We start from the raw sequence: 15,013 nt of genomic DNA, 5'->3' as shown, positions 1-15,013 counted from the left end.
TCAGGTCCGTTCGGAGGCGTCGGTCGACGCAGCCGAACGGATCCGCTCCGCCTCGGGTTGGCGGGTGGCGTTCGATCGACGCCGACGCCAATACCGGATCGTGATCATCACCAGCGCGACCAGCGCGATGATCGCGACGATGGCGAGCAGCTTGTGCCGCGGCATTACCGCATCGATCGCCTCGATCAGGCTATGGCCGAACAGATAGCCGATGCCGGTGAACAACACGCCCCACACCGCCGCGGAGATCGCGTTGAGCACGACGAAGGTCCGCGCGGGTACGTGCGACGTGCCGATCGCGATCGGGCTGATCGTGCGCAATCCGTACAGAAAGCGGAAGCTGAGGATGAAGACCGTGGGGTGCCGGTCCAGCGTATCCAGCGCCTTGGCGAAGGCCGGTTTCGCGGCGATCCTGCGGACCCGGGCTGTGTCGCGGTAACGCCGGCCCGCGAAGAAGAAGAGCTGGTCCGCGGCGAACGATCCGACCACGGCCGCCAGCGCGGTGCCGCCCAGCGACAATAGGCCCTCGTGCGCGAGCAACCCGCCGGTCACGACCGAGGTCTCGCCCTCCAGTCCCGCTCCAACGAAGATCGCGGCAAGACCATATTGGGCGATGAGCGTTTCGATCGACATCCACCGCCCTTGCCGCAGCGCGTCAAACTTCGCCAGTCTTGTAAAGTGCAAGCGCCGGTCCCGCGCCGGCGGCCAACCTAGTCGCGCGACTCCGGCCGGTCGGACAAGAACGCCGCGAGCCGATCCCACGCCGGCTGCTTAGCCGCCACTCCGACCGTGTGAAGCGGACTGCTTGACGGCAACGCGACGATCGCCGGACCAGCGGCGCCCGCACGCCCGGCATCCCGCCCGAGCAGTTTCAGCCCCTGCTTCAACGCGGTACCACCATTGAACGCGATCGCGCGCAACCGGGGCAGTCGCCCGGCCAGCCCGGCAATGTCGTTCCCCGCGATATCGACGATCGCCGCATCGCTGCTGCCCGCCCGGCGCGCGGAGCCCACCACGTCCCACAATGCGACCCCGCGCGTCCGCAGCGCCGCGAGCCGATCGTCATAGGCGAGCGCGACGAGGTCATGGCCGACGACCGGCGACATCAGCCGCCAGAACTGGTTCTGCGGATGCGCGTAATAGCGCTGCGCGGCGAGCGAGCGGTCGCCCGGCAGGCTCCCCAGGACCAGTACGCGCGCATCGTCGTCGGCGACCGGTGGAAACGAGTGCTTGAGTGGCATTAGGGCCTCGATCGTGACGATGGCGCGCTGTGTCACGGTTCACCGCGCCGCCGCAAGGTCGCCGGCGAAGCCTTCATGCGCAAGGCTATGCGCTGGGTGGCTTATCCCCTAAGACGCAGATAACAAATCGTATCCCGCGGGGTGCGCTCGATCGACGAGAGGACGGCCGCGTTGGCAAAAGACGGACAATTGCCGGCGCTCGCCCGGACTGGAATCGCGGGTCTCGACAATATCCTCAACGGCGGACTGACGCCGGACCGGATGTATCTGATCGAAGGCACGCCAGGCACCGGCAAGACCACGCTGGGGCTCGGCTTCCTGCTGGCCGGTGCGGCGGTCGGCGAGGCTGGGCTGTACATCACGCTCGCGGAGACCGAGGTCGAGCTGCGCGCGGTGGCGGAGACGCATGGCTGGTCGCTGGATTCTGCTCAGCCTGTTCGAGATGGTCCCCGCCGACGGCTTTGGCGAGGATCACGAACAGACGCTGCTCCACCCGAGCGAGGTCGAGCTAGGCGAGACGATCTCGCTCGGTGATGGCCAAGGTGGACGAGCTTCGGCCCAAGCGCGTAGTCATCGACAGCCTGTCCGAACTTCGTCTGCTTGCGCAGAGCCCGATCCGCTATCGTCGCCAGATCCTCGCGCTCAAGCACTTCTTCTCGACGCGCGCCTGCACGGTGCTGTTCCTCGACGACAAGAGTGGCTCGGGCAACGATCTCCAACTGCACAGCATCGCGCACGGCGTCGTTTCGCTCGAACAGACCTTGTCCGGGTTCGGCGCGCAACGCCGCCGCCTCCACGTCGTGAAGATGCGCGGCGTCCGATATCGCGGCGGCTATCATGACTTTGAAATCGAGCGCGGCGGGCTGTGCGTCTATCCGCGCCTGATCGCGTCCGAACACGTCATGAAATATTCGGACGACGCCGTCTCGACGGGCTCGGTCGAACTCGACACGTTGCTCGGCGGCGGCCTGATCCCCGGCACCGCGACGTTGCTGACCGGCCCTGCCGGCGTCGGCAAGACGACGGCGTCGGTCCAGTCGATGCTTGCGGCCCTGAAGCGCGGCGAGCGCGCGGCGTATTTCCTGTTCGACGAACGTCTCCCCACGCTGCTGAAGCGGAGCGCGTCACTCGGCATGGATCTGATGCCGTATGTCGACAACGGACAGCTCGAACTGCGCGCGATCGATCCCGCCGAGATGTCGCCGGGGAGTTTTCGGGCGCAGTACGCGCCGCGGTCGAGGAACATGGTGCCAAGGTCGTCGTGATCGACAGCCTCAACGCCTATCTCCAGGCGATGCCCAACGAGCAGTTCCTGATCCTGCAGATGCACGAGATGCTGACGTACCTCGGCCAGAAGGGCATCGTCAGCCTGCTGATCCTCGGCCTGCACGGCATCACAGGCGACGTCCGGTCCGATGTCGACCTGAGCTATCTGTCGGATACCATCGTCCAGCTCCGCTATTTCGAGGCGCATGGTGAGGTGCGACAGGCGATTTCGGTGATCAAGACGCGCACCGCACGGCACGAACGGACGATCCGGGAGTTTCAGATCGGTAGCAACGGATTGCTGGTCGGCGAGCCCCTTCGCGAATTCCAGGGCGTATTGACCGGCGTCCCGACATTCTCCGGCGAAGGAAAGACGTTGATGGCCAGCCGGATGGGAATACGGGACATTCGCGGCTGACATGGACGACCGCGTCCTGATCCTGGCGCCGCGCGGGCGCGATTCGGCGATCGCGGCGGATCTGCTCGGCAGGAACGACATCGTCGCATTCGTCTGCCACGATCAGGCGGAGTTGCTCGTCGAACTCACCAAGGGCGCCGCAGCAGTGATGCTCACCGAAGAAGCGCTGGTGACCGAAGAGGTCGCGCCGCTCGCCGAATGGGTCTCGGCGCAACCCAATTGGGCGGATATCCAGTTCGTGGTGCTGGCGAACGGGACACGGACGCCGCGTACCGCGCGTGCCACGCAACGGCTCGCCGATCTGGGGAACGTCCTGCTGCTCGAACGGCCGCTGCACGCCGAGGCGATGCTGGGCGCGATCCGGTCGGCGCTGACGGCGCGGCGACGGCAGTACGAGTTGCGCGACGTGGCGGTGACGCTCGAACGCGCCGTGCTGGATCGGACAAGCGAACTACGGACCGCACGCGAAAGCCTGGAGATCGCGCTCGAGGCCGCTGGCATGGGCAGTTGGGACATCGACCTGACGACCGGCGAGTCCCGGCGCACGCTGCGACACGATGCCATTTATGGATATCCCGAGGGCAAGGCGGACTGGAACCTGGAAACGTTCCTCAGTCATATCGACGTCAAGCAACGCGGCATCGTCACGCGCGCGATGACCGAAGCCACGAAAACCGGCGTGATCGACGTCGAATACCGCATCGACGCGGCCGACGGCCACTCGCGCTGGCTCGTCGCCAAGGGGCGCGTGCAATATGACGACGCCGGCAAGGCGGCGCGGATGACCGGCGTGGTCTCCGACGTCACCGATCGCAAGGAAGCCGATGCGCAACTGGCGCAGGCACAGAAGATGGATGCGATTGGACAGCTCACCGGCGGCGTCGCGCATGATTTCAACAATTTGCTGACGCCGATCGTCGGCAGCCTGGATCTGTTGCGGCGCCGTCACAAGGACGACGAACGCACGCAGCGGATGATCGGCGGCGCATTGCAGGCGGCCGAGCGCGCGGCGACGTTGACTCAGCGGCTGCTTGCGTTCGCACGGCGGCAGGCCTTGCAACCGCGCGCGGTCGATATCGGTGCGCTGATCGACGGACTGGTCGACCTGATGCGGCGGTCACTCGGTCCGTCGATCGCGGTAACGATCGAGATTCCACGGCATTTGTCGTCGGCGCGGGTCGATCCCAATCAGCTCGAACTCGCCCTGCTCAACTTGGCGATCAACGCGCGCGATGCGATGCCGGGCGGCGGCAAGCTGACGTTGACGGTCAGCGAGGTCGTCGTCGACGAGCGCAACGTCGTCGGCCTCGCACCCGACCATTATGTCCGGATCGCGGCGATCGACACCGGCGTCGGCATGGACCGCGCGACGCTGGCCCGCGCCACCGAGCCGTTCTTCTCCACCAAGGGCGTCGGCAAGGGCACCGGGCTCGGCCTGTCGATGGTTCACGGCCTCGCTGCGCAATCGGGCGGCACGCTGCGCCTGACCAGCGAACCGGGTTCAGGCACGACGGTCGAACTGTGGCTGCCGGCCACCGATGAAGTCGCGACCGATACCGTCGAGAACACCGCCGAGCCCGTCCCGCGCAGCGTGCCGCCAAGGTGTTGCTGGTCGACGACGAGGATCTCGTGCGTGCGGCGACCGCCGATATGCTGCGCGATATCGGCTATGTCGTGGTCGAGGTGTCGTCCGCCAGCCAGGCCTTGTCGGCGATCCGCTCAGGCGTCGATGCGGACATTCTGGTCAGCGACTATCTGATGCCGGGCATGACCGGCGGACAGCTCATCACCGAATTATGGTCGTCGGGCAACCGTATCCCGGCGTTGCTCGTGACCGGTTATGCCGCGGCGGGCGAGGACGTGCCCGAGGGTGTCATCCGTCTATCGAAGCCGTTTCGCCAGACCGACCTTGCCGCGCGGGTCGACGAGCTTCTGCGTCAGTCGCCACCCGGCCGGCCGAGGCTACGCGCCGTCGAGTGATATCGGACCGGGCGATCGCATCCCGGTCCGATACCCATTCGGACGTCAGAAGCCCTTCTTCAACGACACGAAGAACTGCCGCGGTGCCCCGGCGAGCAGCGTCTGGTTGTCGCCGCTCGCGGTGAAGCCGTTCGAGCCGATCGTCGCGATATACTTCCTGTCGGTCAGGTTGGTGACGCTGCCCTCGATCGCGACGCCGTGCAGCGGGCCGTCACCCTCGAAACGATAGCCGATGCTCGCGTCGACGAGAACGCGGCCCGGCACCGACTGGTCGTTGAGATAGGTGAAGTAGCGCTTGCTCATATAGTCCGCGCCGACCCGGCCGGTGAAGCCCGACTGCTCCAGCACGATCTCGCCCTTGATCATGTGCTTGGGCGTGTCGACGACGGTATCGCCTTTGCGGACCTGGACCGATCCGGAGGCGTCGGTGACGGTGTCCTGATATTCCGCGTTGGTGTAGGAATAGCTCGCGAACAGCGAGAGCGGGCGGAACACGCGGTAGTTCGCCGAGACCTCGGCGCCGTAGGTGCGCACGCTGCCCGCGTTGTTGAGTGTCGGCGCATTGCCGAGGATGCCGACTCCGTTCGCGAACGCCAGCAGCCGGTTCGAGAAGTCGACGTAATAGCCGACCGCCGAGGCCTGGAACGGCCCGCTGTGCAGGCGGACGCCGCCCTCCGCGGTCTTCGAGCGCTCGGGCTTGAGGCGCCCGCGGACGTCGTTGAAGCCCGCCTGCGTCGCCGCGAACGGTCCGGTCGTCGCCGACGAGACGAACGCGCGCATGTTCTCGGTATAATCCGCGAAGATCTCCGCCGCCGGGGTCAGCTTGAACAGGATGCCGGCCTGTGGCTGGAACCAGTCCTTCGCCGAGATACGGCCGACCGCCAGCGGAGAGGTCGTATCGGGCAGCATCGTCGCACTGTTGACGACATAGGCGCCCTTCCACCCGGCGTTGACGATCAGCCGATCGCCCGCCAGCTTCAGTGTATCCTCGACATGATACTGCATCGTGTCGGTGCCGTACTTGCCGTCCCACTGCGTCGCATAGGGGTTCTTCTGGAACTCGAGCACGTCGCGGTTCGGCGTTGCGCTGTCCGTCATCCCGTAGAAGCGCCGCGCCTGCGTGAAGGTGTTGGTTTCCAGCCAGCCACCGACCTCTAAGGTGTTCGCACCCGTCTCATAGGCAATGTTGCTAAGCGCCCCACCACGCTTGATGCTGTACTCGGTCGTCCGGAAGCCGAGCGGGCTCGGCGCGGTGATCACGCTGCCGTCCTGGTTCAGCGTGCCCGCGGCAGTAGGCGAATAGGGCGTGATCCACGATCCTTGCCCCTTGTTGTCGTGATAATAGCCGGTCGTGACCATCGTCAGTTCGGGCGTCAGGTTCGCATTGAGCGTCACGCCGCCCAGGTAATCGCGCCGCACGCCGCCGGCATCGAAATAGGCGTCGTCGACCGTACCGAACCCGCTCGGGAAGGTCGTGCCGACCCCCGCCCACGGTGCGACGAAGCCGACCGACGAGCCGTTGTTCGCCTTGGTATAGCTCGCGAGCGCCGCCTGGTTCTGGTAGGTTTTCCCGATCTGCAGCGCGAGCGGGTAGTTGCCGGCGATGTTGTCGTTGCGCAGGCCACGGCGGCGGATGATGTCGTAGCTCAGATCCTGGTAATCCTGTTCGCGACGATCGGAGAAGTTCAGAAACGCCGACAGGCTGCCGAACGCGCCCAGATCCTTGACGATCTTGCCGTTCGCCTGATGCTGGCGCTGGACGCCGTCGCCCTTCCACTTGTCGGTGGTGAGGTAGCCATAGCTCAGATACCCCTTCAATCCGCCGCCGAGATCGCCGCTGTCGAGCCGGGCATAGCCGCGATAGGTATTATCCGAACCGTACGTGCCACCACCGGTGACGTTGGCGGTATCGCGCGGCTTGTCGCTGAAGAACTGGATCGTGCCGCCGAGGTTGCTGGTCGAGGCGGTGCCGAGCGCACCCGCGCCCTGCGCGACTTCGGTGCGCGCGACGTTCTCGGAGATGATCGCGCGGCTGATGTGCAGGCCGTTGACGTTGCCGTAGCTCATGTCGCCGAGCGGTACGCCGTCGAGCGTGAAGCCGAGCTGGTTCTGGTTGAACCCGCGCAACGAAATGCGGACCGCCCACTCATACGCGCCGAACGGATCGGACGCCTGGAAATTGACGCCGGGAAGCTTCTGTATCGCCTTCAAAGGGCTCGATCCCGGGGTGAGCCGCGCGAGGTCGACCGCGCTGACGCTCTGTACCTGGCGGCTCTGGCCGAAGCCGAGCACGACGATGTCCGCGGGAGCCGAAGCGCTGGGGCTGGCATCCGTCTCGGCCGTGGTCCCCGGGTCGGTCTGACCCGCCACCGTTGGAGCCGCCGCGGAGGTTTCCGGCAGGTTCTGGGCAAAAGCGGCGGGCGTGGCGAACGCGGCAAGTGCAACGCCGGCGAGAAGCGACGATATGGTCTGCATGGGATTCCCTGATACGCGGTGACGCTCAGCGGCCCATTGCCGATCCGCGTGACGCGTCGGCGACAGATCCAAGACGATTGCGAGACGATCGACGAAATTGTTACGGTAGCGACCTAATCTCCCTCTCCCCTCGGGGAGAGGGAAGGGGCCCGCGGCTACTTAGCCGTGGGAAGGGTGAGGGCACGCGCGGCGATCACGCACACAATCATCCCCGCATCATCCGCGCGATCGTCTTCGCCGCAGCAGCCCCATAAGGCGGCTTCAACCCGGCAAGCTTGGCGACGTCGAGCTTCGATTGCTTGAAGACGGCGCGCGCGTGGCTGAACGTCCGGAACCCGTCGATCCCATGATACGCGCCCATCCCCGACGGGCCGCTGCCACCAAAGGGTAGATCCTCCATCGAGACGTGAAAGACCACGTCGTCGAGCGTCACCCCGCCCGAGATCGTCCGGTCGAGCACGCGGCGCCGCTCCGCCTCGTCGCTACCGAAATAATACAGCCCGAGCGGCCGGTCGCGGCGGTTCACCTGCGCGATCGCGTCGTCGATCCCGTCATAGCGGCGGATCGGCAACACGGGTCCGAAGATCTCCTCCTGCATCACGATCATGTCGTCGGTCGCGTCGCGGACGATATGCAGCGGCATCTTCCGCGAGTTCGCGCTGGCGAAATCCTCGTTGGCGGGGTTCACCACCTCGACCGTCGCACCCTTCGCGCGGGCGTCGGCGATCCAGTCGGTGAGGCGCCGGTGATGGCGGTCGTTGACCACCGAGGTGTAGTCGGCGTTGGCGAGCAACGTAGGGTACATCGCGCTCGCCGCCGCCTTGATGCCGTCGACCACCTTCGCCTCGTTGGCGGACGGCACGAGCATGTAGTCGGGGGCAAGACAGATCTGGCCCGCATTCATCATCTTGCCGAGCGTGACTCGTTCGGTCGCCCTGGCGATGTCCGCCGATGCGCCGAGGATGACGGGCGACTTGCCGCCGAGTTCGAGCGTGACGGGGGTCAGGTTGTCGGCGGCGGCGTGGAGGATGTGGCGGCCGATCGCGGTCGCGCCGGTGAAGATCAGGTGATCGAACGGGAGGGCGGAAAAGGCCTTGCCGACCTCCGCGCCGCCGGAGACGATTGCGAGTTCGTCCTGCGCGAAATATTTGGGGGCGATCTCTTCGAATAGCGCGGCGGTGGCAGGCGTATATTCGCTCGTCTTGGCCATCGCGCGATTGCCCGCCGCGAACACGCCGGCGAGCGGCGCGATCAGCAGGTTCACGGGGAAATTCCACGGCGCGATAATGCCGATCACACCCTTGGGCTGATATTCGACCCACGCCTTCGCCCCCAGCAGGCCGAGCGGGAACTGCACCGGACGGCGGTCGCGTTTCATCCAGCGATCGAGATGCTTGGCGGCATGCGCGATCGGCGCGAGCGACGCGCCGATATCGGTCATCATCGTCTGCTCGCGACTCCGATGCCCGAAATCCTCCGACATCACATCGCAGAACCGCGCCGTGTTATCCCTCACCATCGCTGCCGTGCGCTTGAGCCGGTCGAGGCGTACCGCTTTGGTGACGGGCAACTCCGCCATGAACGCGTCGCGCTGGGAGGTGAGGATGGTGTGCATGTCGGTCATCAGGACATCCTCGATGGTGGAGGTAAAATGGGGAATGCGTTCAGCAGGCTAAGTAGGGGCTGGCTGCTTTTAGCAAGCTAGCTGTTTCTCACCCTTGGTCGCCTCAAGGCGTTCATCGTTTGCTACGATCCGGTTTTCCATCCGCTCGAACAGCGCTGGCCAAACCTCGTTGTACTCGTGATGGAAGGTTTCCATGCATAGCGACATACTTTCAAGATGCTGACCTCCACGTAGTTCCATCCAGCGGTTTGAAAATACCGCCTCATGTTCATCGTGGTCTATCTTCGAGTATCCACAGCATAGCCCCTCATGGCTTGGGTGAGCGGTTTCTGAAAGGTCAGCATAAAGATCTATGACGCCAGCGTACTGCTTGTCGCACTTTTCTAAGACTGTCACGATGTTTATCGATTTAAGCATCGCGTCATTGTTGCGCGACCCGAGAAGCAGCGCGGTTGTCTTTTGTCCGAAAACATGAAAATCAAGCGCCTTATCGATTACTTGCTGCATCAAAATGTTTAAGTAGGTTAAGGTTGCTAACGTCTCAACGCCGCCACGAAGCAAAATTCGTGCGCTCAGGACGTGCCCTAAGCCAAATAAACGTGCGACTGGTTCATCAAATCATGATCGCGCCAGAAGGTTGCTTCACGCAACATCACGCACCGGAAAGGCGTCTTCCATTTATGGGCAATGCTGCTGCGCGCGATCAACCCACCGACGGAAATCTTGGGGAATAAACTGCTGTGCCAGTTATCGATGTTTTTCGTGACGGCATCTGAATAATCAACCGTCATCGTCCATCTCTTTAATCACGTGAAAGAACCGACTGAGCCCGGTATTAATAGAAACCGGCCTACTCCGATTTGCAACGCACCGGAAAAATATTTGCTCACGCCCCACCGGCAAATCCCGGAACGCCTGGTCCTTGTCGACGCGGATTTCGCCGGGAAGACCAAGCACGCGTTCGGCGATGATGTTCTTGAGGATTTCGTCGGTGCCGCCGGCGATGCGCAGGCCGGGCGCCCACATCGTCGCGGCGTGGAACGCGCCCTTTAGCGGGGTCAGCGCGGGGTCGGATATGATGCCGTATTGATCGCCGGCCTCGATCGCGGTGTTGCCGATCGCCTGCAACTGGTTGGCGGCGACGATCTTGCCGATCGAGCTTTCGGGGCCGGGCACCTGGCCCTTCGACAGCGCGGTGATCGTCCGCATGCGGGTGTTGCGCAGGCCCTCCGATTGCACCCACCAGTCGGCGAGCGTCTGGCGGAACGCGGCGTCCTTCAATAGCGGACCGTCGGCGCCGTTGGCCTGGGCGGCGAAGGCGAGGATATCCTCGGGGCCGACGCCGCCGCTCGTCCCTATCGCGAGACGTTCGTTCATCAGCGTGAACAGCGCGACCTTCCAGCCGCCGTCGACCGGGCCGAGGCGTTGTGCGTCAGATATCCGGACGTCCTCGAACCAGACTTCGTTGAAGCTCGACCCGCCCGACATCTGGTGGATCGGCCGGATCTCGATTCCGGAGCCTTCAGGTCGAGCCAGAACATCGTCAGGCCCTGGTGCTTGGGCACGTCGGGGTTGGTGCGGACCAGGACGATGCCATAGTCGCTGTAATGCGCGCCCGAGGTCCACACCTTTTGGCCGTTGATCACCCAGTCGTCGCCGTCTCGCACCGCGCGCGTGCGGATCGCGGCAACGTCGGAGCCGCCGGCGGGTTCGGAGAAGAGCTGCGACCAGATCTCGTCGCCGCGGACCGCGGGGCCGACGAACCGCCGCTTGGTCGCGTCGTCGGCATAGGCCATCACGGTCGGCACGCACATGCCGAGCCCGATCGTGAAATAGCTGCCGTCGACCGCGTGTTTCGCCTCTTCCTGGCCGAAGATCACGCTCTCGATCGGTGTGCCGCCACCGCCGCCCCATTCCTGCGGCCAGGTGATGCACGCGTAGCCGCCCGCTGCCTTGCGCGCCTGCCACGCCTTCGCCTTGGTCATGTCGTCGGGGTAATGGCCGGCGTCATGCTCGGCGATGTTCGTGTCGAGCCAGCGCCGGGCGGCGGCGCGGTAGGTGGCTTCGGCGTCGCTGTCGTTGAAGTCCATGCTCGTCCTTTCAGGCGGCCCAACTAGGCGGCATTGCGCATTTCGAGTTGGCCGACGAGGCGTTCGCGCCACGCGGCGGGGGCGCCGACGACGAGCGCGAGCTGGCGCGAGCGGCGGTAATAGAGGTGGCAGTCGGACTCCCAGGTGAAGCCCATCCCGCCATGCGTCTGGATATTCTCCTTCGACGCGAACCAATAGGCGTCGGAGGCGGCGACGCGCGCGGTGGCGGCGGCGAGCGGGAGTTCGGCGGCGCCCGCGTTCAGCGCCCACGCCCCGTAATAGGCGTTCGAGCGCGCGAGTTCGTTCTTCACATACATGTCCGCGAGCTTGTGCTTGATCGCCTGATACCCGCCGATCTGCCGGCCGAACGCGTAGCGATCGAGCGCATAGCCCTTCGCCATGTCGAGACAGCGATCCGCGCCGCCAAGCTGCTCGAACGCGAGGAGCACGGCCGCGCGGTCGAATACGGCCTGCATCGCGGCGATGCCGTCGTCGCTGCCAAGCCTTTCGCAGGGCGCGGCAGTGAACGTGAGGCGGGCGGCGCTGCGCGTGGGGTCGAGGGTTTCGAGCACGTCCGCGGTGACGCCCGCGCCCTTCTCGACGAGGTAGAGCCCGTCGCGCGCGAGGACGACGATCAGGTCGGCGACGTCGCCGTCGGTGACTGGGATCTTCTCGCCGGTCAGCCTGCCACCGGAGACGGTGGTGCGGATCGAGCGTGCGGTGACCGGGCCGGCGCCTTCGGAGGTGGCGAACGCGCCGATGACGTCGCCCGCCGCGATCCTCGGCAGCCATCGGACTTTCTGGGTGTCACTTCCGTAGAGCATCAAGGCCTCGGCGACGAAATAGACGGTCGAGGCGAACGGGATCGGCGCGCAGGCGCGGCCGAGTTCCTCGGCGATCGCGCAGAGTTCGATATGGCCGAGGCCTAGTCCGCCGAACTCTTCGGGGATCGCCGCGCCGAGCCAGCCTTGCGCGCCGACGGCTTTCCACAGGTCCGCATCATACGCTTTGGCGGGATCGTCGAGCACCGCGCGGACACGGTCGCTGCCGCAGTGCGCGGACAGAAACTTGCGCGCTTCGTCCTTAAGGAATTTCTGGTCGTCGGAATAATCGAAGTTCATGCGGACTCCTTCGAATGCGCCCAATATTCGTCGCGGAGCAGGCGCTTGTAGAGCTTGCCCGTCTCGTGCCGCGGCAATGTCTCCCGGAAGTCGATCCGGCGCGGTGCCTTGACGTGGCTGAGGTTGGCGCGAGCGAAGGCGCTGAGCTCGGCTGCGAGTTGGTCGCGGTCCTCGGATGGATCGGCGGGGCAGATTATCGCCACCACCTGTTCGCCCATCTCGTCGTCGGGCGCGCCGATCACCGCGACGTCGGCGACCTTGGGGTGGGTGACGAGGAGGTTCTCAATCTCGGCGGGGTAGATGTTCACGCCGCCCGAGATGATCATGAAGCTCTTGCGATCGGTGAGGTAGAGATAGCCCTCCTCGTCGAGCCAGCCGACATCGCCGAGCGTCGTCCAGCCGTGTGCGTTGGCGGCTTCCGCGGTCTTGGCGGGATCGTTGTGATATTCGAACGCCCCGCCGCCCGCGAAATACACGTCGCCTTCCGCGCGCGGGGGCAGCGCGTTGCCGTCCTCGTCGCAGATCATCGTCTGCGCGGTGAGGTTGCGGCCGACCGAGCCCTTGTGCGTCAGCCATTCCGCGCTGGAGATCGCGCAGAACCCGTTGCCCTCGGTGCCGGCGTAATATTCGCCGATGATCGGGCCCCACCAGTCGATCATCGCCTGCTTGACCGGAAGCGGGCAGGGGCGGCGGCATGCCACACCGCTTGCAGCGACGACACGTCGTAACGCGCGCGGACCTCGGGCGGCAGTTTGAGCAGGCGGATGAAGTGCGTCGGCACCCATTGCGCATGCGTGACATGGAACCGTTCGATCGCGGCGAGCGCAGCTTCGGGATCGAAATGCTCCATCACGACGACAGTGCCGCCGACCTGATGCACCGCCATCGACCAGCGCAGCGGTGCCGCGTGATAGAGCGGCGCGGGCGAAAGATAGACCATCTCGGGCGTGAAGCCGTACAGCCCCTTGCCGAGCATCACGAGCGGCGAGACGTTGGTGCCGAATGGCTCGTCGGACAGCGCGTGCTTGACGCCCTTCGGCTTGCCGGTGGTGCCCGACGAATAGAGCAGAATGCCGCCGGGTGAGGGGTCTGCGATCGGGTGCGAAGGCATCGTATCGCGCGCTGCTTCGTAGGATTCGTATCCGTCGATCGTGCCGTCGACCACGTAGCGCCGCACGTCGTCGAGCATCGGCACCAGCGCGGCGGCAACCTCGGCGCATCCTTTGCTCACGATCAGCACGCGGCAATCGCCGTCGCGGATGATGTACGCCGCCTCAGCCGCGGTCAGTTTCGACGAAAGGCAGGTGCAATAGACGCCGGTGCGCTCTGCCGCCCACATCACCTCCAGATAGCGCGGCGAATTGTCCATCAGCACCGCGATGCCGTCGCCGCGCTTCAGCCCGAGCGAGCGGAGCAGGTGCGCGCCCTGGTTCGCCCGTGTGTCCAACTCGCGATACGTCACCGTCTCGCCCGTCGCCGCCATGATATAGGCGGGCTTGTCGGGCGTGGTGAGCGCATGCGCGACGGGATGCATCAGACGCGCTCGATGATGATCGCCGGGGCCATCCCGCCGCCCGCGCACATCGTCACGAGCCCCGCTTCAAGTCGCGGCGTTCGAGTTCGTCCAATATCGTGCCGATCAGGATCGCGCCGGTCGCGCCGATCGGATGGCCCAGCGCGATCGATCCGCCGTTGACGTTCACCTTGTCGCGATCGAGTTTCAGGTCGCGGATGAACTTCTCGGCGACCACCGCGAAGGCCTCGTTGATCTCCCACAGGTCGATGTCGTCGACCGTTAGCCCGGCCTTCGCCAGCACCTTCCGCGCAGCGGGGACGAGGGCGTTGAGCATCAGCGTTGGGTCGTCGCCCATGTTCGCCATCGCGACGATCCGCGCGCGCGGTTTCAGCCCGTGCTTGGCGGCATAGTCGGCGCTGGCGAGCAGCACGGCGGCGGCGCCATCGACCACACCGGAGGAATTGCCGGCGTGATGAACGTGCTTGATATCGACGTCGGGATAGCGGCGGTTGATCTGCTTGCGATACGTCGTGCCCTTTTCGTCGAGCGGCACGTCGGCGATCCCGGCGAACGAGGGGCGCAGCGCGGCGAGACCCTCGGCGGTGGTATCGGGACGCGGATATTCGTCCTTTTCGAGCACCAGCGCGCCGGTCGCGTCGGTGACGGGCACGAGGCTGCGATCGAACCGCCCTTCGGCGATCGCCACCGCGGCACGGCGCTGGCTCTCGAGCCCCAGCGCTTCGAGCGGCTCACGGTCGATCCCCTCGATGCTGGCGATTGCGTCGGCACAGATGCCCTGGTTCGATTGCGGGTGGCGCTCATCGAGCCGCGCATTGCCCGACCCGATCCCGAGCGGCCGCTTGCCCGCCGCCATGTCGTCCTGCATCATCGTCGTGGTGAGCGACATCATCTCGGTCCCGCCGGCGATGACGAGGTCTTCCATCCCGCTCATGATCTGCGCCGCCGCGAAGTTCACCGCGGTGATCCCGCCGCCGCAGAACCGGTCGAGCGTCGTCCCGCTAGCCTTGACGTCATAACCCGCATCGAGCGCGGCCATCCGCCCGAGATCGCCGCTTTGCTCGCCACGCTGCGTCGAGGTCGACCAGATGATGTCGTCGACATCGGCGGTATCGAGCTTGTTTCGCTCGGCAATTGCCTTGAGAACGGTCGCGGCGAGATGTTGGGGGTGCATGTGCGCAAGCGCGCCCTTGCCCGTCTTGCCGATCCCGCGCGGGGTACGAACGGCGTCGATGATCAAAGCCTCGGCCACACTCTCTCTCCT

Annotated in this window: 13 protein-coding genes and 3 pseudogenes; 5 read left to right on the top strand and 11 right to left on the bottom strand. The window is 65.3% G+C overall.

Annotated elements, in window-relative coordinates; translation table 11 throughout:
- Both AC0IX7_RS06465 and AC0IX7_RS06460 read right to left on the bottom strand, forming a co-directional pair.
- Nucleotides 1-684, bottom strand: a complete 684-nt coding sequence (locus tag AC0IX7_RS06465) for a DedA family protein (RefSeq protein ID WP_471810903.1) — start codon at nt 682-684, stop codon at nt 1-3.
- Nucleotides 685-710: 26 nt separating this feature from the next.
- On the bottom strand, nt 711-1,241 hold the full coding sequence (locus tag AC0IX7_RS06460; protein WP_471810902.1) for a DNA-deoxyinosine glycosylase: 531 nt from the start codon (nt 1,239-1,241) through the stop codon (nt 711-713).
- A 171-nt stretch (nt 1,242-1,412) separates the two neighbouring features.
- Between AC0IX7_RS06460 and AC0IX7_RS06455 the strand changes: the two genes are divergently transcribed.
- The 5 genes and pseudogenes from AC0IX7_RS06455 to AC0IX7_RS06435 all read left to right on the top strand — a co-directional run bounded on the left by AC0IX7_RS06455 (nt 1,413) and on the right by AC0IX7_RS06435 (nt 4,905).
- Nucleotides 1,413-1,775 (top strand): ATPase domain-containing protein, encoded by a 363-nt coding sequence (locus tag AC0IX7_RS06455; protein ID WP_471810901.1) that lies wholly within the window; start codon nt 1,413-1,415, stop codon nt 1,773-1,775.
- Entirely contained in the window at nt 1,775-2,506 is a 732-nt protein-coding gene (locus AC0IX7_RS06450) for an ATPase domain-containing protein (protein WP_471813768.1), read from the top strand. Before AC0IX7_RS06455 ends, AC0IX7_RS06450 begins: the two co-directional genes overlap by 1 nt.
- A pseudogene (locus AC0IX7_RS06445) lies at nt 2,476-2,925 on the top strand (ATPase domain-containing protein); the annotation flags it as partial. The gene AC0IX7_RS06450 and the pseudogene AC0IX7_RS06445, both read left to right, overlap by 31 nt.
- Nucleotide 2,926: 1 nt before the next feature.
- Nucleotides 2,927-4,684, top strand: coding sequence for an ATP-binding protein (locus AC0IX7_RS06440; protein WP_471810900.1), 1,758 nt, complete (start codon nt 2,927-2,929; stop codon nt 4,682-4,684).
- On the top strand, nt 4,576-4,905 hold the full coding sequence (locus tag AC0IX7_RS06435; RefSeq protein ID WP_471810899.1) for a response regulator: 330 nt from the start codon (nt 4,576-4,578) through the stop codon (nt 4,903-4,905). The genes AC0IX7_RS06440 and AC0IX7_RS06435 overlap by 109 nt, the downstream gene beginning before the upstream one ends.
- Nucleotides 4,906-4,950: 45 nt before the next feature.
- Here the strand turns inward: AC0IX7_RS06435 and AC0IX7_RS06430 are convergent, their stop codons facing one another.
- The 9 genes and pseudogenes from AC0IX7_RS06430 to AC0IX7_RS06390 form a co-directional block, all read right to left on the bottom strand.
- Nucleotides 4,951-7,380 carry a TonB-dependent receptor gene (locus AC0IX7_RS06430; protein ID WP_471810898.1) on the bottom strand — a complete coding sequence of 810 codons (2,430 nt, stop codon included), beginning with the start codon at nt 7,378-7,380 and terminating at the stop codon, nt 4,951-4,953.
- Nucleotides 7,381-7,585: 205 nt separating this feature from the next.
- Entirely contained in the window at nt 7,586-9,004 is a 1,419-nt protein-coding gene (locus AC0IX7_RS06425; RefSeq protein ID WP_471810897.1) for a coniferyl aldehyde dehydrogenase, read from the bottom strand.
- Nucleotides 9,005-9,073: 69 nt separating this feature from the next.
- Nucleotides 9,074-9,565 carry a hypothetical protein gene (locus AC0IX7_RS06420; protein WP_471810896.1) on the bottom strand — a complete coding sequence of 164 codons (492 nt, stop codon included), beginning with the start codon at nt 9,563-9,565 and terminating at the stop codon, nt 9,074-9,076.
- Nucleotides 9,566-9,588: 23 nt separating this feature from the next.
- Nucleotides 9,589-9,795, bottom strand: coding sequence for a hypothetical protein (locus AC0IX7_RS06415; protein ID WP_471810895.1), 207 nt, complete (start codon nt 9,793-9,795; stop codon nt 9,589-9,591).
- Nucleotides 9,785-10,381, bottom strand: coding sequence for an acyl-CoA dehydrogenase family protein (locus tag AC0IX7_RS06410; RefSeq protein ID WP_471810894.1), 597 nt, complete (start codon nt 10,379-10,381; stop codon nt 9,785-9,787). Before AC0IX7_RS06410 ends, AC0IX7_RS06415 begins: the two co-directional genes overlap by 11 nt.
- On the bottom strand, nt 10,381-11,094 hold the full coding sequence (locus tag AC0IX7_RS06405) for an acyl-CoA dehydrogenase family protein (RefSeq protein ID WP_471810893.1): 714 nt from the start codon (nt 11,092-11,094) through the stop codon (nt 10,381-10,383). The genes AC0IX7_RS06410 and AC0IX7_RS06405 overlap by 1 nt, the downstream gene beginning before the upstream one ends.
- 23 nt (nt 11,095-11,117) lie before the next feature.
- The gene (locus tag AC0IX7_RS06400; protein WP_471810892.1) at nt 11,118-12,215 is read right to left on the bottom strand and encodes an acyl-CoA dehydrogenase family protein; all 1,098 of its coding nucleotides are present in this window, start codon (nt 12,213-12,215) and stop codon (nt 11,118-11,120) included.
- Nucleotides 12,212-13,749 (bottom strand): annotated as a pseudogene (locus AC0IX7_RS06395) (acyl-CoA synthetase). Before AC0IX7_RS06395 ends, AC0IX7_RS06400 begins: the two are co-directional and overlap by 4 nt.
- Nucleotides 13,749-15,001 (bottom strand): annotated as a pseudogene (locus tag AC0IX7_RS06390) (acetyl-CoA C-acetyltransferase). Before AC0IX7_RS06390 ends, AC0IX7_RS06395 begins: the two co-directional pseudogenes overlap by 1 nt.
- Nucleotides 15,002-15,013 lie beyond the last annotated feature (12 nt).

It is taken from the genome of Sphingomonas sp. AC411 (assembly GCF_979253035.1).
Note: the sequence above shows the minus strand (reverse complement) of the source record. Positions and strands in the feature narration are given on the sequence as shown.